At 39.6% G+C, this 21,012-nt stretch carries 19 protein-coding genes and 1 tRNA gene; 12 read left to right on the top strand and 8 right to left on the bottom strand.

Features of this window, described 5'->3' with window-relative positions:
• Positions 1–28: 28 nt before the first annotated feature.
• The 5 genes from ACPPVU_RS04440 to ACPPVU_RS04420 form a co-directional block, all read right to left on the bottom strand.
• Positions 29–1,468 (bottom strand): ankyrin repeat domain-containing protein, encoded by a 1,440-nt coding sequence (locus ACPPVU_RS04440; protein ID WP_426670492.1) that lies wholly within the window; start codon positions 1,466–1,468, stop codon positions 29–31.
• Between the two features lie 81 nt (positions 1,469–1,549).
• Positions 1,550–2,341, bottom strand: coding sequence for a diadenylate cyclase CdaA (cdaA, locus tag ACPPVU_RS04435; RefSeq protein ID WP_426670491.1), 792 nt, complete (start codon positions 2,339–2,341; stop codon positions 1,550–1,552).
• Between the two features lie 133 nt (positions 2,342–2,474).
• Entirely contained in the window at positions 2,475–2,957 is a 483-nt protein-coding gene (locus ACPPVU_RS04430) for a group II truncated hemoglobin (protein ID WP_426670490.1), read from the bottom strand.
• Positions 2,958–3,007: 50 nt separating this feature from the next.
• Positions 3,008–4,057 (bottom strand): TerC/Alx family metal homeostasis membrane protein, encoded by a 1,050-nt coding sequence (locus tag ACPPVU_RS04425; protein WP_426670489.1) that lies wholly within the window; start codon positions 4,055–4,057, stop codon positions 3,008–3,010.
• Positions 4,057–5,028, bottom strand: a complete 972-nt coding sequence (locus ACPPVU_RS04420; protein WP_426670488.1) for a polyprenyl synthetase family protein — start codon at positions 5,026–5,028, stop codon at positions 4,057–4,059. The genes ACPPVU_RS04425 and ACPPVU_RS04420 overlap by 1 nt, the downstream gene beginning before the upstream one ends.
• A 266-nt stretch (positions 5,029–5,294) precedes the next feature.
• On the opposite strand from ACPPVU_RS04420, the gene ACPPVU_RS04415 reads away from it, so the two are divergent.
• The 12 genes from ACPPVU_RS04415 to ACPPVU_RS04360 all read left to right on the top strand — a co-directional run bounded on the left by ACPPVU_RS04415 (position 5,295) and on the right by ACPPVU_RS04360 (position 15,784).
• Positions 5,295–5,618: a hypothetical protein gene (locus ACPPVU_RS04415; protein ID WP_426670487.1), complete on the top strand. Its 324-nt coding sequence runs from the start codon at positions 5,295–5,297 to the stop codon at positions 5,616–5,618.
• A 139-nt stretch (positions 5,619–5,757) separates the two neighbouring features.
• Complete coding sequence (locus tag ACPPVU_RS04410) at positions 5,758–6,270, top strand: hypothetical protein (RefSeq protein ID WP_426670486.1); 513 nt, start codon at positions 5,758–5,760, stop codon at positions 6,268–6,270.
• A 157-nt stretch (positions 6,271–6,427) separates the two neighbouring features.
• Positions 6,428–6,715, top strand: a complete 288-nt coding sequence (locus ACPPVU_RS04405) for a GIY-YIG nuclease family protein (RefSeq protein ID WP_426670485.1) — start codon at positions 6,428–6,430, stop codon at positions 6,713–6,715.
• A gap of 2 nt (positions 6,716–6,717) precedes the next feature.
• Positions 6,718–6,805: transfer RNA gene (locus tag ACPPVU_RS04400), tRNA-Ser, on the top strand.
• A gap of 251 nt (positions 6,806–7,056) precedes the next feature.
• Entirely contained in the window at positions 7,057–8,274 is a 1,218-nt protein-coding gene (locus ACPPVU_RS04395; RefSeq protein WP_426670484.1) for a site-specific integrase, read from the top strand.
• 74 nt (positions 8,275–8,348) lie between these two features.
• Positions 8,349–8,879, top strand: a complete 531-nt coding sequence (locus ACPPVU_RS04390; protein ID WP_426670483.1) for an ORF6N domain-containing protein — start codon at positions 8,349–8,351, stop codon at positions 8,877–8,879.
• A gap of 195 nt (positions 8,880–9,074) precedes the next feature.
• Positions 9,075–12,098, top strand: coding sequence for a KAP family P-loop NTPase fold protein (locus ACPPVU_RS04385; protein WP_426670482.1), 3,024 nt, complete (start codon positions 9,075–9,077; stop codon positions 12,096–12,098).
• Positions 12,099–12,510: 412 nt separating this feature from the next.
• The gene (locus ACPPVU_RS04380) at positions 12,511–13,029 is read left to right on the top strand and encodes a hypothetical protein (protein ID WP_426670481.1); all 519 of its coding nucleotides are present in this window, start codon (positions 12,511–12,513) and stop codon (positions 13,027–13,029) included.
• Positions 13,030–13,034: 5 nt separating this feature from the next.
• Positions 13,035–13,370, top strand: a complete 336-nt coding sequence (locus ACPPVU_RS04375; RefSeq protein ID WP_426670480.1) for a LytTR family DNA-binding domain-containing protein — start codon at positions 13,035–13,037, stop codon at positions 13,368–13,370.
• A 524-nt stretch (positions 13,371–13,894) separates the two neighbouring features.
• Positions 13,895–14,119, top strand: coding sequence for a hypothetical protein (locus ACPPVU_RS04370; protein WP_426670479.1), 225 nt, complete (start codon positions 13,895–13,897; stop codon positions 14,117–14,119).
• Positions 14,120–14,155: 36 nt separating this feature from the next.
• Positions 14,156–14,728 carry a hypothetical protein gene (locus ACPPVU_RS04365; RefSeq protein WP_426670478.1) on the top strand — a complete coding sequence of 191 codons (573 nt, stop codon included), beginning with the start codon at positions 14,156–14,158 and terminating at the stop codon, positions 14,726–14,728.
• Between the two features lie 198 nt (positions 14,729–14,926).
• Positions 14,927–15,784: a sigma-70 family RNA polymerase sigma factor gene (locus ACPPVU_RS04360; protein WP_426670477.1), complete on the top strand. Its 858-nt coding sequence runs from the start codon at positions 14,927–14,929 to the stop codon at positions 15,782–15,784.
• 328 nt (positions 15,785–16,112) lie between these two features.
• Here the strand turns inward: ACPPVU_RS04360 and ACPPVU_RS04355 are convergent, their stop codons facing one another.
• From ACPPVU_RS04355 to ACPPVU_RS04345, 3 genes are all read right to left on the bottom strand, one after another.
• Positions 16,113–17,216 carry an ATP-binding protein gene (locus ACPPVU_RS04355; RefSeq protein ID WP_426670476.1) on the bottom strand — a complete coding sequence of 368 codons (1,104 nt, stop codon included), beginning with the start codon at positions 17,214–17,216 and terminating at the stop codon, positions 16,113–16,115.
• A gap of 293 nt (positions 17,217–17,509) precedes the next feature.
• The gene (locus ACPPVU_RS04350) at positions 17,510–18,148 is read right to left on the bottom strand and encodes an RNA polymerase sigma factor (RefSeq protein WP_426670475.1); all 639 of its coding nucleotides are present in this window, start codon (positions 18,146–18,148) and stop codon (positions 17,510–17,512) included.
• A 252-nt stretch (positions 18,149–18,400) separates the two neighbouring features.
• Positions 18,401–20,968 (bottom strand): tetratricopeptide repeat-containing sensor histidine kinase, encoded by a 2,568-nt coding sequence (locus ACPPVU_RS04345; RefSeq protein ID WP_426670474.1) that lies wholly within the window; start codon positions 20,966–20,968, stop codon positions 18,401–18,403.
• Positions 20,969–21,012: the final 44 nt, after the last annotated feature.

Below are 21,012 nucleotides of genomic sequence, written 5' to 3'. Positions count from 1 at the left end.
ATTAAAGATACAGACAGGCTATGGCAAATCAATATTTTTCTAAATAGCTCTTGGGATAATCATCAAGGTATTGCTCTGGTATCTCTATTTTCCAGTAATCCATACCGTTCTTTTTCAGAAAATCAACAAGCTCCATTTTCTTCTTGTACTTATCCGATCCCAGGTCAAAAAGCCAATCTCGCAATATATCCGTGATATAAAGTTTCTTTCCACTAACCGTTGTTAAAAGAGATCGTTTATAATCAGCTCCTTTTTCGATTAAGTAAATCACAACATCTGGGTTACTTCCAACTATCACAGCTTCACCTAAAGGACTCATGCTAAATTCATTATTGTAGTTAACATTCGCTCCGGCATCAACTAATATTTTCACATAATCAAAATTACCTATAGCACAAGCCCTAAGTAAAGGCGTATATCTTGTACCATTTCCTTTTCTCCTTGTTCCTTTTTGTTCTGCATTTGGATCTCCACCGTGTTCTAATAGTAATTTTAGATACCTTGGATCGCTTCCATAAGTATCATTGCCAAGGAAATTAATATGAGCAGCTTCCATTAACGGCGATGAGCCATCATATTTATCCTGGTCGTTTGGATTAGCACCTAATGAAACAAGAGTTTTAGCTGACTCAAATTTTAGAGTCTTAACCGCCATTAATAACAATGTCTGGCCAAAACGAGGCTCTCCGAAATTAAGCAGGCTTTTGTTTTTACTTATTTCTTCTTTGATTTTAGAGGTATCCTCGTCCTTAACAGCCTTTGCCAATTCCCATGCTGGCGTATTTTGGAATAGGCGATAGTCGCCACCCAATAGCGTTTCCTTGTCTACAGTGATATCCCTGTTGGTGGCTGCTTTAAAATCATTGCAATAGTCATCTATTGTTTTTTTCTTTATAGCAGGCCATTGACTTTTATCAATGCTAAGTTTTTTACTAACTGACTTGTCGCTCAAACTTGCAGTCATTGCATCCATGCCTGTTAGGTTGATCCATCGTTGATCATACAATTCATCATTTACCCTAACAAAGTCCACCACCTTTTGAACTATTATTTTTAAACTATCTAAATGGTGAAAAGCATAATCATTGATAAACGGTCCAAAATTCATATTATATGCATCGGCATTAGCTGTTTTGTCTGTACAACGATTAACATCATACCTTGCTCTTAACTGAGCAAGATAAAACCAGTAGCAAGCCTCATTATATTTTTTTTGAGAGAAAAGGACATTAGATAATATATACAAAACGGGTGGGGTGTATCTGTTTGCATCTCTTTCTACGGAATCGATCAAAGCAGATTTTGAATGATTGACATTTGTATCGGCCAATAATTGAATAACCCTTATATCGTTTGAAAGACTTATCTCCTTATAAACACCTTTCGGTTCTACCGGATGGTTAGTGACATTTTGAGCAAGAGTGGTTAAACAGAAAAATAACAGGGGAAAAATTAAAATCAATCGCATGGTTTAGGAAGTTAGTGCACGTAAGTTACTGCTTTATCAAAGATTCAGCAATATCTAAATCTACCATTTAAGATAGAGCTATCAAAAATCCTTATTCAGCAATTTTTCCAACTCGGCAAAACTGATGTCCATTTTAACACGGCCTTGTTTCGCGTAGGATATCTCACCTGTTTCTTCGGATACAATAATGGCTGTTGCCTCATTGGTTTCAGTCACACCTATACCCGCCCTGTGGCGCAAACCAAATTGCAGCGGCAGGTCTGTTTTATCGGTAAGCGGCAATATGCAGCTGGCGGCTTTTATTTTATTCTCAGATATCACCACGGCACCGTCATGCAGCGGACTGCTTTTTTGAAAAATACTCTCCAGCAAACGCTTCGATATTTTAGAGTCGATGACCTCGCAGCTGTTCTGATAAAATTGCTCGTCATAAAATTTCGCAAATACGATGAGTGCGCCCGTACGGGTTTGCTTCATACTTTTACAGGCATCAACAATTGGTTTAATACGCGAATAGTTGTTCTTCTCGTCGTCTGCCTTGCCAAAGAAATAGCCCCACCATGCCTTGTTTCGCTGCAAGGATGCATTTTTACCCACCAGTAGCAAAAACCGCCTTATCTCCTGTTGAAAGACGACAATGACGGCAATGATACCAACATTAACAAAGTTTTGCAGTATAGCCGTAAGCAAGCGCATTTGCAGCGCCCTTACCACAAAAAACAATACATAGATCAGTGCCAGCCCGATAAAGATATTAGCTGCTATGGTACCCCGTATGAGGCTGTAAAGCTGGTAAATAATAAAGGCTACCAGTAATATATCCAGTACATCAAAAAAGGTAACCTTGAGGTGGCTAAAATCAAACCATTGCATGTAGCGAAGTTAATATTTTCTATTAGAGATGAGATGTGAGATGAAATCTTTTAGTGGCTTGGACAGTATAGCAGAATAAAGGACCAGGATCGTTAAATTTTCCCCAATGTCTCATATCTCATATCTCACATCTTTATCCCTGGTACGGACCACCGGGCACACCCCATCCCCAAGCCGGCATTGGCACATCAGGGCTTTCGGTTATTTCATCGGTATTAGAGTTGATCACAGCGATACGTGTACCCCATTCCAGGTAAGCCATAAATGCCGAACGGAATTCCGGGTCATCCGGCAAGTTCAATTCATCGGCCGTCTCAAGCAATAATTCTATCCAGCGTTTGCGATGCTGTTGGGTCAAATGCCTTGACAGGTGTTTTTGGATCATCTTGAAATGGCTGCCTTCTGACGCACTGTATAGCTTGGGACCGCCTAACACTTCGGCTACAAAATGGGCTACATGCAGCCTGTGTTCGGGTGACATATGTTTAAATACCGGCTCAAGGATATCATCAGCTAAAACCTTATCATAAAACTGATCAAAAAGACGCTCAAAAGCGGGCATACCACCTGCCCATTCAAAAAGTAAAGGCACGCTAAGTTTACTGTTGTTTTCCATATACTTCGTCTTTGTAGTGCGAAGTAAATATAATTACAATTTACAATGAGTTAAGCTGCAGGCTCTTTTTTAGGAAATATAAGTGAAGCTACAATACTTACGAGTAAAATACCAAGTATAATCAACAGTGACCTACCGGTAGTAAGCCCGATCCTATATACATAATTTGCAGCAAGCATTTTTAAACCGATAAATGCCAGCAATACGGATAAACCGATCTTGAGATAATGGAACTTCTCGATAATATTAACCAGCAGGAAGAACATCGACCTGAGCCCCAGGATAGCGAATATATTGGAGAAGAATACAATGTAGGGGTCTTTTGTTATCGAGAATATAGCAGGTATCGAGTCGACGGCAAAAACCAGGTCGGTCACCTCGATGATCATAAGCACCAAAAACAATGGGGTAATTAGCCTTTTGCCCTCTAACTTTATAAAAAATCGGTCCCCCTCAAACTTTGGATGAACAGCAAAGTATTTGGAGGTGAATTTTACTATCCGGTGGTTTTCAGGATCAATCTCATCTTCCTGATTCCTGTTGATAAACATCATTACACCTGTATATACCAGGAACGCCCCGAACAGGTACAATATCCAATGAAACTGGGCGATCAGCGTTGCCCCTATAAAAATGAACAGGAAACGCATCACAATAGCACCGATAATGCCCCATAATAAAACCTTATGATAGTATTTGGGGTTGACTGCAAATGCGGTAAATATCAGTACCATCACAAATATATTATCAACTGATAATGCGTATTCTACTACGTAGCCTGTTATAAACTCGAGGCCCAGATTTTTGCGGTATAATTCTAAGCTTCCTGCAAAGTCATCCGCATTTAATTTAAGTTGATGAAAATGCCTAACATTGATCTCTTTCAGTGCAGCAAAACTATCCACATGATGCAGCAGATCGCCATATTGTAAAATAAGCCAATAGAAAATCAAAGCAAACGATACCCATACGGCGCTCATGATGCCAGCCTGTTTCATGCTGACGGGCTTATCACTTTTACCAAAAAGCCCCAGGTCAATCGACATCATCAGCAGGATAAAAACGATGAAGCCTCCTAAAAATATGAGTTCGCTTGACATTATTTATTTCTTTCGGTAGTAAATCGCACCAATTGTTCCAAACTTTCTCTTGATGCACTCGACGGAAAAGTATTTAGTATTTTAAATGCCTCTTCCTGGTAAATCTTCATTTGGGTTTCTGAATATTGCAGCCCCCCGGTTTCATTTACAAACCTGATGATCTGCTCAATTTTCTTTGGATCATCATTATGGTTCTTTACCAGGTTGATGATCCTTTTCCGTTCAGACGAAGTAGCATTATTCAACGAATAGATCAGCGGCAGTGTAACTTTCTTTTCTTTTATGTCAATGCCTAAAGGTTTACCTACGTCATCTGTCCCAAAGTCGAACATATCGTCCTTTATCTGGAATGCAATGCCGATCTTTTCACCAAACAAACGCATCTTTTCAACTGTCTCATCATCCGCCCCTGCCGAAGCTGCACCACAAGCACAGCAGGAAGCAATTAAGGACGCTGTTTTTTGCCTGATCACTTCGTAGTATATCGGCTCATCCACATCCATCCGTCTCACTTTTTCTACCTGCAGCAACTCGCCTTCGCTCATTTGCTTTACCGCTTCCGATACTATTTTCAGCAATTTAAAATCGCCATTATCTATCGATAGCAGTAAGCCTTTTGAGAGCAGGTAATCGCCCACTAATACGGCTATCTTATTTTTCCATAAAGCATTGATGGAGAAAAATCCGCGACGCTGATAAGAATTATCCACCACGTCATCATGAACCAATGTGGCAGTATGCAGTAGTTCAACCAGGGCAGCGCCACGATGGGTAGAATCATTGATCCCCCCGCAAATGCTGGCCGAAAAGAAGACGAACATGGGTCGTATCTGCTTTCCTTTTCGCTTTACAATATAGTGGGTAATACGGTCCAGCAAGGGCACCGAGCTTTGCATCGAGGCTTTAAATCTTTCTTCAAAAGCATCAATATCAGCAGCAATAGGTTTTTTGATCTCGTTGATGCTCAGCATTTGGAACTAAACAAGCTTTTGTATGTGTCTATTTGCCTGTTTGGCAATAAGCAGCAAACATAAGGTAAAAATATTTATCTGCGATAATTTGTGTCTGATTGAGTTCATTTTATAGCCGATTAAGAAACTAATTACAAATTTTAGACTATCCAACACAATCAATTTATTCAACCTAATCAACAAAAACTTATCACTCCACTAAACCTATTTAACTATTTTCAATCTATTATCAAACAACCGAAAAAGAAATAAAAATTAATAATACCATGAAAATCAAAATATTAGGAGGTGCACTGGTTGCTATGTTAGCCATTACCTCTATTGCAAATGCACAAACCCGCACACCTGTAATTAACCCCAGGCAACACAGGCAGGAGCGTCGGATTAACCAGGGCGTGCGCAGCGGCGAACTTACCCGCAACGAGGCATATAATTTACGTAATGATGAAAGAAGGATAAGCCGCGATAGATACATGGCCAAAGCAAACGGCAGGGTAACAATGAATGAGCGCAGGCATTTGCGCCGCGAGGAAAACCGCACCAGCCGTGCCATCCACCGCGATAAACATAATGATCGTTTTAGAGGATAAATCAGATAAGTGAGTGATTGATGAAGCGTACCGGGGTAAAAGCCGGTGCGCTTTTTTAAGGATCCACATCTAGTAGCCTTCCTATTTATTAACCATTAAATTAAAATAACTTCATAACTCCTATCTAAATTTATCACCTATGAAAACGCCTTTTTTTATCACATTGTTACTATTATTTTCTTCATTATTGATCAAAGCACAGGATAATCAACACGTGCAATCCAAACCTGATAGTATCATTAAACTTATACCTGTTGGCGAAGGAAAACATACCTCGTATTTATATACCATCGGAGGTAAATTGCAAACACGTGAAGATGTTCTGATCAGGTTGATGCGTTATGAACCATCAGCAGTAGAAATATCAAAGGCAAAAAATACTGCAACCTGGGGCTATGTTTCATTTGCAGGAGCAGGCGTGTCAGGAATTGTGGCAACCATTTTATATGCAACCCATAATAGCCATGCAGGTGAAACTGTCGGCCTGATTAACGGTCAGCCCGAGTTTATTTACCAGCATCACAGCTTAGCAGGGGCCTATATTTTAACCGGTGTTGCTACCGGATTATTAACTGCTGCCTTTATTAACCTGGCTAATTCAGGTAAGCATACCAACAAGGCACTCAAATTGTATAATTCGCAATACCAATAACCCCGGCGCATAACCCGCACAATTCATTACTCCATATTCAAGCAAAAATTCTACATTTGCAATCCAATTTCTATGGAGAGGTGTCTGATGCCAAAGGCACTCCTTTGGAGGTGGTCGAAAGAGCACGCCTGGTCCGAAGGACTCCTTTGGAGAAAGTGTGTATACCTCAAAAGGGTATCGAGGGTTCGAATATTATAATAAATTGTATTACAGTTATATTCTAAAAAGTTTAAAGGACAACAAATACTACTACGGCAGTACAGTAGATGTTACCAAGCGTCTTATCAGACACAATAAAGGGCAAGTGCCGTCAACTAAATACAGGAGGCCGTTTGTAATTCATTTTGTGGAAGAGCATTTAGATCGTAGTTTAGCTGTACAAAGAGAGAGATTTTATAAATCAATTGATGGTTATAAATTTCTAAAAGGAAAGAATATCATATAAAAGGAGAGGTGTCTGAGTGGTCGAAAGAGCACGCCTGGAAAGTGTGTATACCTCAAAAGGGTATCGAGGGTTCGAATCCCTCCCTCTCCGCTGATTTCAATACCAAAATACATTAAAAGCCTGCAAATCAAACGATTGCAGGCTTTTTTGTTTTAAGGAAATCATCATATTATACACCATTTCACAACAAAATGGTGAGTAATTCGGTGAGTTGTTTTTTGAAGATTTTTTACTCACCAGAAATGGCATAACAAACTGATAAACAAGACGTTCAGAAGATGAACATCTTGTGCAGAGATGATTGCAAGCTTAATTTTGTTTCACTTTTTAATGTTCACATTATGAAAACTAATTTCAGCTTGCTTTTTTATCTAAAAAAGCCAAAAAATTATCAAGAAGGCTTATTGCCTATTTACATCCGAATCACCGTCAATGGGCAGCGTGCAGAACTTACTTCCGGGCGTGAATGTGCGCCGGATGCTTGGAATATTACTTCCGGGCGACTCAAAGGTACAAAAGAAGACACCAAGACTTTAAATGCCTATCTTGACAATTTACAGTCTCAAATTTATGAGGCGCACTATCAACAAACTGTAGCTGGTAAGCCCATTACCGCGAATGAATTAAAAAACAGAATGCTAGGTAAGTGTGATAAAGTACGCACACTTCTAAGCATCTTTCAAGACCACAATAAAAAGATCGCAGCATTAGCTGGTAAGGAATATGCACAAGGAACTATCGGAAGATATGAGATTGCCCTTAGGCACACCGAAAACTACATTAAATGGAAATACAAAATATCTGATATTGATATTAAAAAGGTTGACCATGACTTTGTAGTAAATTTTGATTTCTACTTAAGATCAGAACGAAAATGTGCTAATAACTCTGCCGTTAAATACATTAAGAACTTCGGTAAAATTATACGGATTTGTTTAGCAAGTGGGTGGTTAGAAAGAGACCCGTTCATAAATTATAAAGCAAAAGTAAAACGCATTGATCGGTCTTTTCTTAGTCAGGATGAAATACAATGCATTTCAGACAAAATTCTAAATAACGACCGCCTTGGCCAGGTTAAAGACATCTTTCTATTTAGTTGTTTCACTGGCTTAGCTTATGCTGACGTGAGCAAGTTAACCAAAAACGAAGTTATAAAGGGACTTGATGGCGAAATGTGGATACACACAACACGTCGAAAAACTGATACGGTTAGCCGTATTCCTTTGCTACCAGCCGCAATAAGTATAATAGCTAAATATTCAGATCATCCCATATGTGTAAACAATAACAGGGTGTTGCCCGTGCCCTCAAATCAAAAGGTAAACGAGTACTTGAAAGAGATTGCAGGAATTTGTGATATAGATAAGCCTTTAACCTTTCATATTGCCCGACACACGTTTGCAACAACGGTAACCCTATCTAATGGAGTGCCTATAGAAAGCGTAAGTAAAATGCTCGGTCATACAGATATCAAGACAACTCAGCATTATGCAAAAATCCTTGATTTAAAAGTAGGCCAGGATATGGCATTACTGAAAAAGAAATACACAATTATATAGTCAACCAATAAATCTTTGAGATCACATTTTATGATCTCAAAGATTATAATAGCATTCTTAACATTTATAACGCAATGGAAAATCAATTGATACCTGATGAAATCATCATGAACAAAATCTATTATATAAGAAATCAAAAAGTAATGCTTGATAAAGACTTAGCCGAATTATACGATACAGAAACCAAAAAATTAAAGCAACAAGTAAATAGGAATCTAAATAGATTTCCAAATCATTATATGTTTGAGTTAACAAAAGAGGAAAATGATGTCTTAAGGTCACAAAATGTGACCTTAAGACACGGCGCTCACTCGAAATATTTACCGTATGCTTTTACCGAACATGGTATTTTAATGCTATCAAATGTACTTAAAAGCGATAGCGCGGTACAAATAAGTATAAGGATTATCGACGTCTTTGTAAAGCTTAGAGAAGTATACGCCGAACAAACAGAAATTTGGTTAGCTATTGAAAAGATTAAAAGTAAGCTAGATAATCAGGATAAAAATGTGGAAATCGTATTCCGATATCTTGATGAATTAATTGATAGAAAGGAGAAACCGCCGGAGCGTAAACGAATAGGTTATAAACCTGACAATTTATAGATAAATTCGATATTGGCCTTAGTTCAATTAACTAGTTTAATAGATTAATTAGAAGCCTCCAAAATTGATTTCGAAACGAGCTGTAGGAAAAGCCATGGGGATCAGAATTCCAAACAATTTATATAAGCAGTTAGGGACAATCAAAAGTATTATCGTAATTTTCATAAGTATTCAACTCTAAACTTATCCATTATCATGGCAAACATCGCGGACCATAACAACTTAGAATTGCATGTCGGCAGAAATCTTCTAGAGGCAAAAGCGGATATCCTCGTTATCACACAATCTAGAAGCGGGCACATTAATGGCATCAACCTAGCATTAGCGGAGCGATTGGGTATTTACCCGGAAGACGATACGCCCGCAGGTGAAATTGATCCCAGAGCAGTTTTGAATAGTGATGTTGCTTTTAAATATCTGATATATGCAGTTGCTGAGGGTCCTGGCGGTCCGACGTACCAGGCTGTTCGCAGTATCGGCATTAAATTGGCGGAGTTTGCAAACGAACATAAAGACGTTAACACTGTTGCCTGCGGTGTAATTGGAGCGGGGAGTAATGATTTAAAAGGAATAGAATGTCTACGAATCTTGAGTAAGTCATTTTTGGAAAATTCATATAAAACGCTAAATATTTATACCAACGACCACGCCACTTTTGAAGCGGCTGAAAATCTTGATATTCGGGAGTTCGATAACAACTCCAGCAGTAAACTAGCTTTTAACGCGTCGGTCAAGGAAACTTATACGAATGCATCTATCTCCCCAATAATCAATTCAACCGACTTCTATTTTGAATTTGCTCGTAACAAATACGACGAGTATATCAACTTCAAAAATGACGACCCGGATTTCTTCAAGAAGCTGCGTGAAAAGTTTGACAGTCAAAAGTCTTCGGGTTTAATAGAGATTCTAAACGAATTTTCGGATTCGCAACCGCAATATGAATTCCTCAAAATCTGCGGTGAACTGGTGGCCTATCTCGATGAAAATGCCGCAGGAAAGATTGACTGGAACCGTTATCCTGATAAACGTGTCGTTGCTAAATCTCATGTTTATCAATTTGACTGGGTAAGCTGCTTTATTCTTTATAGGGCAGAGAATAATTTCTTAGGGCTGCCTTCCGATGTAATTAACGCCATGAGATTTTTTCAGGAACCGGAGAGAAAATTAAGTATGTTGTCAAACCGCGATCGCAGACTTTTACTAAGAAATATTTATGGCATCACTTATTCAAAAGAAGAAGACTTGGATATCGTTTTTAAGCAATTCAAACTTTGGGGAATCTACCCCACAAATCCAGCCAATTCCGGCGTGCTGATCAGCCAGGTACTCTACCTCGACGAAATTGAAAAACTTTGGAACTATGATCCGGATAAAACAGAAAGCGATAAATTATTCCCTGGGAATTTGGAATCTCTCGAATTTGAACCCGTCCCAGTGCCGCCCCCAAAAACTATTGCATCAAATTTCCTCACCGATTATTATGCAAAAGAAGACCTTTTAGATTATAAATTATACGCGAGTGCTATCGTAGCTTTTATCAATCATAAAAACACTAACCCCCCTTTGACAATCGGTATCATGGCTCCCTGGGGGAAAGGCAAAACCAGTTTGATGCGTTTTATTGAAGAAAAACTCAAGGCTTTCCCGCCACTGGAACCAACAACAATTTACCATACCGCCAAAGGGTGTGAAAAAACTGCCACATTTAGGTTGTTTCGCCGATGGCTGGATAAAGCCAAAGAAAAATTCGGTTATGAAAACACGCTGCGATATCCTACGGTTTGGTTTAATGCCTGGAAGTTTCAAAAGAATGAGCAAATATGGGCGGGATTTGCTTATGAAATCATTCATCAGTTGGTCAACCAGTTACCCAATGAGCTAGCGCGGGAGGAATTTTGGCTCCGGCTAAACCTAAAAAGGGTGGATCAGGAAAAACTACGGAACAAGATCAGGTTTAAAGTCATCAATAAAATGATTAATGGGATAGGCACCGTAGTTCTTGCAATTATCAGCATTACAATTAGCATTTTATTTAAATGGTCAACCTATATAGATTTGATAACTTGCGGTTTATTTCCGATTGGCGCAATTTTTTATTTTGTTAATGACCAGAAAAGTGCAAACGATGAAAAAATTGATTTCGATATTGAAAAATTCGTCAAACAACCTGATTATGCGTCGAAAAGAGGATATTTTCACGAGGTAGAAGACGATCTTCGGGATGTTATGAACCTCCTAGTTGACAGTGCCAAACCGGCGGTCATATTCATTGATGATCTGGACAGATGTTCTCCGAATACAGTTGCAGAAGTAGTGGAAGCTATAAATTTATTTATCAGCGGCGATTTTCCTAAATGTTATTTTATACTTGGACAGGACGCCCAAATGGTCGCCGCCTCACTTGACGTTGCCTACGATAAATTTAGCGGTCAGTCACCTGCGATGTATCGGGAGCAGGGTTCGCTTGGCTGGCATTTTATGGAAAAATTCGTACAGCTGCAATTTTGCATTCCGGTTTTAAATGGCGAACAAGCAAGCGTATTTTTTAAGAATTTTCTTCAACCACATAAGTTTGTTGCAACAAAGGAGGAAAACGCGAGCATTCATGCTAAAGCATCTATTTTGGAGAAGAGAATAAATTCCGGAGAAAAAATGTCCGAGCTTTTAACGCCTGAAACTACAAAACTAGAGAGTGATTTAAAGAGAGTTGACCCTGACCGAGCCATAGAAATACAAGATAAGTTTATAGATGCGGCCGCGGCGGAATATGACGACAATGATCCTGAAGCTTTGGAATTAGTTGATGGGATAGCGCAATGGGTGGGCACATCGCCCAGATCAATGAAGAGATTCATTAACCTATATCGTTTTTATAGATTTTTGCAATTTACAAATCGCAATGTTATGCTTCAGGAAACTGCAAGTGCCCACCTCGGACAATGGATTGTCTTAATGATCCGTTGGCCGCAGTTGGTCAGAGCAATACAGTGGCACACGGAGTCAGATTTCATTAGTGGGACAACCGCTTTGGATAGAGCCAGAAGCTTTGAAAAATTAGTGCATCAACATAGCGGCTACAACGCCTGGACTAAGGTAATTGACAGCGATGCTCCAAAACTAACCTGGCTCAGGGATGAGGAACTTTACAGTTTTATTAAAATTCTAAAAAAAGATAAAAACTCATTAGAGAAGGCGGTAAGGATGGGTGTATGGTGATTAACAATTGATATCGCTGAATTTCTTTATCCTGCAAGCGACTGCTATAATTTTCCCTCGGTACGCTACTTCACAAGCTTTTGACAATAGGTAATGCTTTCTCGTCGCGTCTTCGGTGGTTGATTTGTATTCGTCTCTCTTACTCCCACCTGATCTCTCCTTCGGAACCTTTTCCTCTATCCGTTCAATATCAGTCAATTACACGACTAGCACCGGGACATGGTTTATTGCCTCCGCTTGTACAGCGATAGTCATAGGCCATACTATCATCTTTTATAAAGCATTCGATCTTCTTACAGCCGTCGATCGCTTCATGGCGCACAGCAGAACTCGGCGGGAGCGGGGGAGCGTCCAAGTATTTTTTGAATTAGAGACTGTCAAATTCTGTAGTTTTGTGTCAACAGAAAACACAATGCTTGACCAGATAATTACAGAACTGCATGATGACTTAGTAGCATTTACGGAATATGTAGACACAGAATATATAACTGCTATAAAAGCTGCCGGAGATATTCAACAGGAACCCAAGATCTTTTTATATACAATTTTGTATAAGCTGAACAATGGGTTAAATAGCAGCCACCTTTTTATCAATAATACTAAAACATCAGAAAGACACTTTGATAGCTTGTTCCTCATCCTGCGAACGCTGATTTCCGATTCCCTGATGACCTTATATGTGATCAAAAAAGATTATACAGCCGATGATGAAATAGAAAAAAATATTTGGCCGCTCTACACTGATCATCTCAGATACGGATTATCAAATCTCAAACGTTTTGGGAAAAGTTTTTGGGGTTACAGTGATAAACAAATCAATGATGAGGAAGCAAAAATAAAACAGACTTATAGTAAATTCTTTAATAAAAACGGCTCGTTCGTTTTGCCGAAGCCGAAAAACCGGAGACAATTTATACGGACTACCTCCTAATCCCCATGGGGAAAGAAGAAATCAAAGTTCAGTTGATTGACATGGCTTATCTCTATCGCAAAGACAAAGAGGTTTTACTAAGGACACATGACGGGCAAGGCTTTGTTTTCTGGCAATCATTGGATGAAATAGAAAAGAAACTGGACCCGGCTCATTTTTGCAGGGTAAATCGCAGTTATATCATTACACGTAAATCATTCAAACGCTTGCAGAAACAAAGTGACCGGGGAATACATCTGGAACTTGAACCGCAAACGGAGCTACCTGTCAAAATAAGCAGGGATAAAGCTGCAATGGTTATTTCATGGTTAAAAGCGCAATTGGTAATAAAAAATCGTTAGAGATAAAAAAGGTTATAAAATACGTTGAAACCACGGAGCTAGGGCATACGGCTTCATTCTTACGTCGTCAGCCTCACAGTGGCTGGCAGTAGTTAAACTCGTTCCTCATAACACCCCTGCCTTTCCCTCCCACGAAAACCATAATCCCATTTCACCGCGTCCGGCAAAATTACCGACCGCCGGAATAAAACGTCAAGGCTATACAAGCGAAGCATTTTTATTTGTTTTTCAGCGGCGCTTCGGCCTTGACATTTTATCCGTCTTCCGTTTTGGTGCCTAAGCGGAAAAAATGGGGTGATGTGTGGAATGGCTCAATCTTTCCTTAACCCAATCCCATCTTAAATCCGGATGTCATAGTCGTCTTATTACTTCGGCCATATTCAGTTCAAATCGTTGACAATTACGAAATAGAGCCAGTCGCTTCGTAACACTTTTCACTCAATTGGTTAATATTCAACTATTTAATATATGGCACTTATTTGGTATAAGTCGCTTGACCAATTAAGAAATCAAAATCAATACCAATGATATACGAAACTCAAAAAACTATGGAAACCATGTATGTAATTACACACGCAATTATGGCGATTTGTATGATAGGTATCATTGGCATATCGTTAAATACGGCAGCTCAAAGGGTAAAAAGATCTGTTACCAGTAACCTTGTTTTGAAGGTAAAACCAAGGCGGTTCATCACAGTGTCCCTTTATTCTAAAGTTGCAGCTTTTTTGGCCGTGTTTATCAGGTAGCATCTAATTAAATGTTTAATATAAAATCTAAAAACCATGAAAAATTCAATTAAAATCAGTGCACTGGCAATTGCTATTATTTCGCTTTCAGGTTTGCATTCAAATGCCCAAACCAGTACCGGAAAAACAGAATCATATGGGTCAGGGATCAGGTTGAGCGCAGGTGCAGACGCAGGTGTCCCTTCCGGTTCGTTAAACAACGCCTATAATTGGAGCTTTGGAGGTTCATTACAAGGTGATTTCCCAATACTAAAAGACCAGCTTTATGCAACCCTTAATAGTGGTTACACATCGATTTTTGCCAAAAACCAATACAAGTTCCCTGACATCCATCTGATCCCTGTAAAGGCCGGCTTGAAATATTTTGTAATTAAACAGGTGTATGTCCAGGGAGAAGCCGGAGTATCGTTCCTTACAGATAAAAACACTTTGAATGCAAATAAATCTGCGGTATTTGTATATGCTCCGCAAGCGGGTGTGCTTTTAAAAATTAGCGGAGGAAATTACATCGACGCCGGTATCAGATTCGAGAGCAACCAGAAGTTCTACGATGGCGGAAACACAAGTAATTTATTTGCGATCCGGGTAGCTTATGCATTTAACCTATAACCTATGATAAATTAAGTCTGGATGAAGTGTTTAAGGTAGGTAAACACCTGCCTTACCACTTAATCTAGATTTGTACGCTACGCAATACGTTGATATCAAAGGTGAATGACTATTTAATTGGGACATGAATTTCAAAACCCAAATCCAACTTTCTAAAACCGAATAAAACGACTTAGACTCAATAACAAACAATTTAATATGAAACGATTATCTATATCACAAAGCATCACTCCGCGGGATTTTCAATCTTTGGATAAATATTTCAATGAAATTGAGAAAATAAATTTGATATCTCCTGAAGAAGAAGTGACGTTGGCGCGAAGAGTCAAAGAGGGCGATCAGGAAGCGCTAGCGCGCCTGACAAAAACCAATCTACGATTTGTCATATCGATAGCAAAACAATATCAAAACTATGGGCTTACGCTCGGAGATCTGATCAACGAGGGAAATATTGGTTTGATAATGGCAGGAAAGCGTTATGATGAAACCAAAGGGTTTAAATTTATTTCTTACGCAGTATGGTGGATACGCCAATCGATCATCAGCGCGATAGCCGAACACGCACGTATGGTGAGACTGCCCTATAACCAATCCAGGCTTTCAAGCAAGCTTTACAAAGCCGCATGCAGTTTAGAACAAGTGCACGGCCGTAGACCATCCCTCGAAGAACTCGCTGAGCAGCTTGAAACTCCTGTAGAAAAAATCGCAGAATCACTGAGCAAATCAAATCCCCACATATCACTAAATGAATCCTTCGAAGAAAATGATGATCATACCCTTTTGGATGTTTTGCAAAGCAACGAACCGCTCGCCGATAGTGGTCTGATTCGCGACTCCATCGTAAAAGAAATACATTACTCATTAAACGTACTTTGTAAGCGAGAACGCGAGTTGATCAAAATGTTTTTTGGGCTTGGATCTACGACACCCATGTCACTGGAGGAGATCGGCAACTACCTAAATATAACCAAAGAACATGTGGGACGGTTAAAAGAAAAGGCACTTCATAAACTTCGCCATAGTTCTCATGCAAACATTTTAAAGTCCTGCCTCTAAAATTTTTAGCTCCAAATGGTGTGGAGACAGATGTTCGAAACTAAGTGAGGACGGATTCCGGCAAATTCCCACGCGAATAGTCAATTGTTAGCATTGCTCCGATGCACCCCGGAAAACACTGAAAACATTCCAGTGGTAGTGATCGAAGCTAGCGATTCGACAAGGATCGCTGTTTGTTGTATAATGAACAATACTCAGCTTCCTGCTTGTCCTGGAGAGCCTTCCTAATCCTTCAATCCGAACGAAAAATTTAAGATTTTCAAAATAAGATCATTTCTCAATAAAGCGCCCGAAACGCAATCAGGGCCCGGCCATATTTGCTGCCGGGTTACATGGTTTCGCTTTCGCATCTGTGGAATGGCAGGCTAAAGAAAAACACAGATCCCTTTTCCTTGCCGCTTTTCATCCAAACTGATCCTTTATGGCGCTCGATGATTTGTTTTACAAGGTAAAGCCCAAGTCCTCTACCGGCAGTATCTTTATACATGCCAGTACGGAAAAACTGATCAAAAATTCTATTCTCCAGCCCGGCAGGTATACCTTCCCCCTGGTCGGCTATGCCAACAACGATATCTCTTTCACCAACACACAAGTCGACCGTAATCTCTGAATATTTCGGCGAATATTTCACTGCATTAGTTAAGTAGTTTATGACAACCTGCATGACTAGGTATTTGTCTGCTTTAACCACGGCCTGCACTGAGGTCTTATTGATGAACTTGTTGTGGCAGTGAATCATGGTAAGATCATTAAATACTTGCCGTACCAGGTGATTCAGGTCGAAAACGGACAGGTTTAGCCTTTGAAATCTGCCGTCATCACCAGAATTGGACAAGTATTGATCGAGCAATGTAGTGATCCCATCAACATGACGTTCAATATTCCTGGCCAGGTCTGCGTGAGAAACTTTGGATTCATCTTTACCCGGTAACTGAATCATCTGGGCGCTTAATTTCATCACAGACAATGGGGTGCGTATCTCATGATTTACAATAGCCAGGGTTATACGTTCTTCATTTACATATTGAGTATGATCTTCTATGCATCCTAATATTAATCCAGGAGACCGTTGCTGGTCTGCATAATGAAATCCAGACAATCTTATCCATATAGGCTCAATACCAGGCGTATAAATTTTCAAATGAACAGGCTCTAAAACTCCACCGCTTCGCAGCATTCTTAACCAGGTTTTTGCCCTTTCAAAACATTTAAGGTCGATCAGCCTTAATAATTGCCTCATATCGTAATTGCCATCCTGTCTCAGACCAAGTAAGTTCCTTGCTGCTGAGTTTAGCGTTAGCGCATTGGTTTCAAGACATAATTTCCAATTTCCATAATAGTCTTTTATCTGCTCCCGCTCACTTATCCGTTTACAGGAAACCTTCGTGGGCTTACTATCCATGTTTTTATTTGTAAAAGTCAATACCTTCATATCTCAGGATCAGTTAACGGATGACTTATTTCATCTTTGCATACCTTAATCAAAACCGTGCCATTATTTAAGTGATTGATAGTATGATAATTACCACAGAAGCGCCGCTATTTACTCACCGAATATCGCTTTTAGACACGCACGTTACTAAATGTGGTGCAGTTGTAATTCTCTTGCTGGTATATGGCGGATGTAATGCAAAATTCATTTCTTTCATCTTGCTTCAACTCAATCAAACCTAACAAGTCGATATGAATAGTTTTAATAGCACGAATTGGATGTCCCCTATCCTCTCAGGAATTGCCAGCTAAGCGGCAGGAATTAAGTATTATTTTTAGTTTCGCTCGCGCGTTGCACAGGATTGATTTTGATGTACTCGTGCTTATACTCAAATATGCAGCTATCTCGCCGTGCGAAAATCCTTCAATAGCAAATAAATTAAATACTATACGATCAGCATTTGGCAATTGCTGTATTACCCTCAACAGTTCATCATAGTTCAGTTTTTGTTCTGGCAGATCAATATTGCTAATATCCTCTGTTACTTCCTGATCCTCATAAAGTGATAACTTCAGGCTGCTGCTGTAATAATTTATGCAGGCAGTTACCATAATAAGGCCAACCCAGGAAATAAACAGATGATCTATATTATGTTTTTTCAATTTAGCGAACACCTTTAAAAACCCCTTGTTCATGATTTCGACAGCCTCAACACGATTGCCGGCATAACGAATACATATTTTCATGGCAAAGCCATACAATGCTTTATAAAGCATCTTTTGATCTTTTCTATTCTGCGGCAAACAGCCGGCAATAAGTTTTTGCAGGTTTCCGTCATATTCCCTTAGGCACTCGCGGCTAATCATTTGTATGACAGAAAACTGCGTGAGTTTATTATCTATTTTATTGGTTGTAGAAATTGATTGTCTCATATCCCGGTGTCAGTTAATTAGTGAATTGGTGTATCCTTAATTACCGTTGACATAATCAAAACCTTGCCATAAATGGAACAACTGGCAATCAACCATTTAATAAGAAAGACAAAGCTAGCCAGTTACTAAATATCGCTTTAAGAAACGACCGTTACTTTATTCAGTTATTAAATCCGCTACTAACTTAGACTGATAGCGCAATAGTATCCCGAATGAACATCATCAAAAAATTCAGGGACTGTGGAATGTGTATTAACTATTTGAAACAGAGAACTTTGTTTCATCGTCAACATCGAAAACAATTTCAATCGATGTTCCTTCAGCTTTTTCTATTTTCAGTGACCCTGAAAGATCGGAAGTCAAGCCACGAATGAGACGAAGCCCGAACGAACTGGGATAACTCTCATCAATGGAAGGCGGGATACCGATGCCATCGTCTGCGATTTTTAATAGTTTTGCCTGGGCACCGAGGCACTGCAGTTCAACCGTAATCGTGCCTTCCCGCCCGTTCGGGAATGCATGTTTTAGTGAATTGGAAATTGCTTCGTTCAAAATTAATGCAATCGGAACTGCCGCACTTAAATTTAACGCGACCGGATCGATCGATAACTTAAAAATAATGCGGGTTCCCGGATTGAAGGACTCTTTAAGGTAATCGACCAGTTCCGCAATGTAGGATGGCATCAAAATAGTGTTATAATCATCTGTATTATATAGCCGCTGGTGGATCATGGCCATGGCCTGAATCCGATGTTTTCCCTCTAACAAAGCATCCAGTACCGGCCCCTCAGCGAGAAGATCTGACTGGCTGTTCAAAAGGCTGGTAACGATCTGCAAATTATTCTTAACGCGATGGTGAACTTCTTTTAAAAGCCACTCCTTTTCCCGAACCAACTGTGAAAGCGATAAATTCTTATCATTGATGATTCCCTTTTGCCTTTCAAGCTGCATGTTCTTTTTATTCTTAAGCCTGTTACGGTTATAGAGAATGGCCATGAATGCTACAAGCAATATCATTACAGCGACTGACCCCATTCGTAATTGCGCAGATTGCTCCAACTTTTTTCTTTGTAATTGAGCCTCCTTCTCCAGGAGCTTGATGTTTTTTTCCTTTTGAGCCGTCTCAAATTGCACTTTCAGGAAATTGAGTTCTTTAAGTCTTTCCCCGGCTGATATTGAATCTTTAAGAAAAACACTTCGTTGATAATGCCGGATAGCACTGGCAAAATTTCCAGATGCAGAATCTGTTTTGAATTGCAGGTAGTTAACATCTTTTTTGAAAGGAGCCGGGACATTTTTAAATTTTAAAGATTTTTCCAGGTAAGGTTGTGCTTCCCGGTATCTATTATGCGATACATAAAATTTTCCTATCTCGTAATAAGCGGCTGTACCGACAATGTTCTCTGTAAAGAACATTTCTTTTCCCATATTTGCCTGGCAAAAAGTGTCATACTTAATCATTTGCAGATACTTTTTTTCGGCCATGCCAATATTCCCAACTGCGTCATAGCACGCCCCAAGCACGTTTTCGCGAATTTCCACATCATACATGGACACCGGAGGATTATCAGAGATATAATTTTTGGTAAACGCCAAAGCTTCAGCAGCTTTCCCCTGCAATATCAAAACTGCTGAGTAACTTTTGAGGGCCGCGTACCCACGGTTCTTTATGAACGCGGTGTTATTTCTATAGTCCAGGCACAAACGATAATAGTTGCTGCCCTGATCGATTTCGTTTAGGGCTCTGTAGATGTCACCAAGTAACTTATAAACTATGGGGAGATAAATCAGTGGAAGATTATTGTCCGCATGTAAAAGTTCAATATTCTTTAGCGCCTGAAGGGCATAATTTAATGCGTTATTTAGATTGCCCTCTGTATAATAAATTTCTGCAAGGTACATGAAGGTTTCGTAGAATTGATTATTCCCTAACTCTTTAAGCAACGCAATCTTCTTAAAATAAAGTTTTTTTGCATCGTCGAAATAGTTCATAGTTTTATCAAGAAAGGCCATACCACCATAGACGGATGCAGCCTCAGTTTTATGATTGATTGAAAGATACAAGTCGAGCGCCTTTTGATAATAGCTTAGCTCTTCGCTGTAGCGCTCCGGTGCATATGGCATATAATCAGCCATCTGCCCCCACCAATAGGCCTGCTTGGCAACATCATGTGTTTGCTCGAATAACTTAATGATGCGGAAAAAAAACTCTTCGCCCCTGGAAATGTCTCCGTTAACGTAATAGTATTTCCCCATAATAGCCAGGCTCTCAACAAGCCAATAATTCGACCTCAGACCTTCTGAAAGCGATAGGGCTTCTTTTAATACCGGGTACGCAATACGCAAGTTATCCGTACCAATAGGAGACGGCTGGAAAATAACATAGTGTTCACCGATAACTATTAGGAGCCGAACCTTTTGCTCGCCGCTTGACATTTCAACTATCCGCCTTGCGCCCGTCATATCTGATTTGTCTATTAATGTCCTGCACAATAAAAATTCAGATTCGGTAATTCCTTTAGTGAATTTGATTTTTGAACTGAGATTCAATGCCTGCTGTGCAAAAAAGAGCGCACTGTCGGCAGCATAATGATATCGGGTTTTGTTTTGCCAATAATAGATGCAGCTTAACCTTAGCAGTAAGTTTGTTTTGGTAGTATCCTCCGAGGCATTGCTCAGATCATTTAAGGTTGAAGACAGCAGGTTTACACCAACCCTTGGAACGTCATGTCCTCCGCGCGTATTTTGGCAAAAGCCGGTACAATGAGCGAGGAACCATAAAGGAAAACAAAGGAGAAAATATTTCTTATACCATAACATGATTCAAATTTTTAACAATTGATATTAAACATTCAACACAATTA

Source organism: Mucilaginibacter sp. McL0603, assembly GCF_049992945.1.
GTDB lineage: Bacteria > Bacteroidota > Bacteroidia > Sphingobacteriales > Sphingobacteriaceae > Mucilaginibacter.
The sequence above is the reverse complement of the archived record's forward strand: the minus strand, read 5'-3'. Positions and strand labels throughout refer to the sequence as shown.

What these genes read in the sequence shown, in the direction of transcription:
- ACPPVU_RS04440 (WP_426670492.1), bottom strand. Translation starts at nt 1,468, where the DNA reads ATGCGATTGATTTTAATTTTTCCCCTGTTATTTTTCTGTTTAACCACT.
- cdaA (WP_426670491.1), bottom strand. Translation starts at nt 2,341, where the DNA reads ATGCAATGGTTTGATTTTAGCCACCTCAAGGTTACCTTTTTTGATGTA.
- ACPPVU_RS04430 (WP_426670490.1), bottom strand. Translation starts at nt 2,957, where the DNA reads ATGGAAAACAACAGTAAACTTAGCGTGCCTTTACTTTTTGAATGGGCA.
- ACPPVU_RS04425 (WP_426670489.1), bottom strand. Translation starts at nt 4,057, where the DNA reads ATGTCAAGCGAACTCATATTTTTAGGAGGCTTCATCGTTTTTATCCTG.
- ACPPVU_RS04420 (WP_426670488.1), bottom strand. Translation starts at nt 5,028, where the DNA reads ATGCTGAGCATCAACGAGATCAAAAAACCTATTGCTGCTGATATTGAT.
- ACPPVU_RS04415 (WP_426670487.1), top strand. Translation starts at nt 5,295, where the DNA reads ATGAAAATCAAAATATTAGGAGGTGCACTGGTTGCTATGTTAGCCATT.
- ACPPVU_RS04410 (WP_426670486.1), top strand. Translation starts at nt 5,758, where the DNA reads ATGAAAACGCCTTTTTTTATCACATTGTTACTATTATTTTCTTCATTA.
- ACPPVU_RS04395 (WP_426670484.1), top strand. Translation starts at nt 7,057, where the DNA reads ATGAAAACTAATTTCAGCTTGCTTTTTTATCTAAAAAAGCCAAAAAAT.
- ACPPVU_RS04390 (WP_426670483.1), top strand. Translation starts at nt 8,349, where the DNA reads ATGGAAAATCAATTGATACCTGATGAAATCATCATGAACAAAATCTAT.
- ACPPVU_RS04385 (WP_426670482.1), top strand. Translation starts at nt 9,075, where the DNA reads ATGGCAAACATCGCGGACCATAACAACTTAGAATTGCATGTCGGCAGA.
- ACPPVU_RS04380 (WP_426670481.1), top strand. Translation starts at nt 12,511, where the DNA reads ATGCTTGACCAGATAATTACAGAACTGCATGATGACTTAGTAGCATTT.
- ACPPVU_RS04375 (WP_426670480.1), top strand. Translation starts at nt 13,035, where the DNA reads ATGGGGAAAGAAGAAATCAAAGTTCAGTTGATTGACATGGCTTATCTC.
- ACPPVU_RS04370 (WP_426670479.1), top strand. Translation starts at nt 13,895, where the DNA reads ATGATATACGAAACTCAAAAAACTATGGAAACCATGTATGTAATTACA.
- ACPPVU_RS04365 (WP_426670478.1), top strand. Translation starts at nt 14,156, where the DNA reads ATGAAAAATTCAATTAAAATCAGTGCACTGGCAATTGCTATTATTTCG.
- ACPPVU_RS04360 (WP_426670477.1), top strand. Translation starts at nt 14,927, where the DNA reads ATGAAACGATTATCTATATCACAAAGCATCACTCCGCGGGATTTTCAA.
- ACPPVU_RS04355 (WP_426670476.1), bottom strand. Translation starts at nt 17,216, where the DNA reads ATGAAGGTATTGACTTTTACAAATAAAAACATGGATAGTAAGCCCACG.
- ACPPVU_RS04350 (WP_426670475.1), bottom strand. Translation starts at nt 18,148, where the DNA reads ATGAGACAATCAATTTCTACAACCAATAAAATAGATAATAAACTCACG.
- ACPPVU_RS04345 (WP_426670474.1), bottom strand. Translation starts at nt 20,968, where the DNA reads ATGTTATGGTATAAGAAATATTTTCTCCTTTGTTTTCCTTTATGGTTC.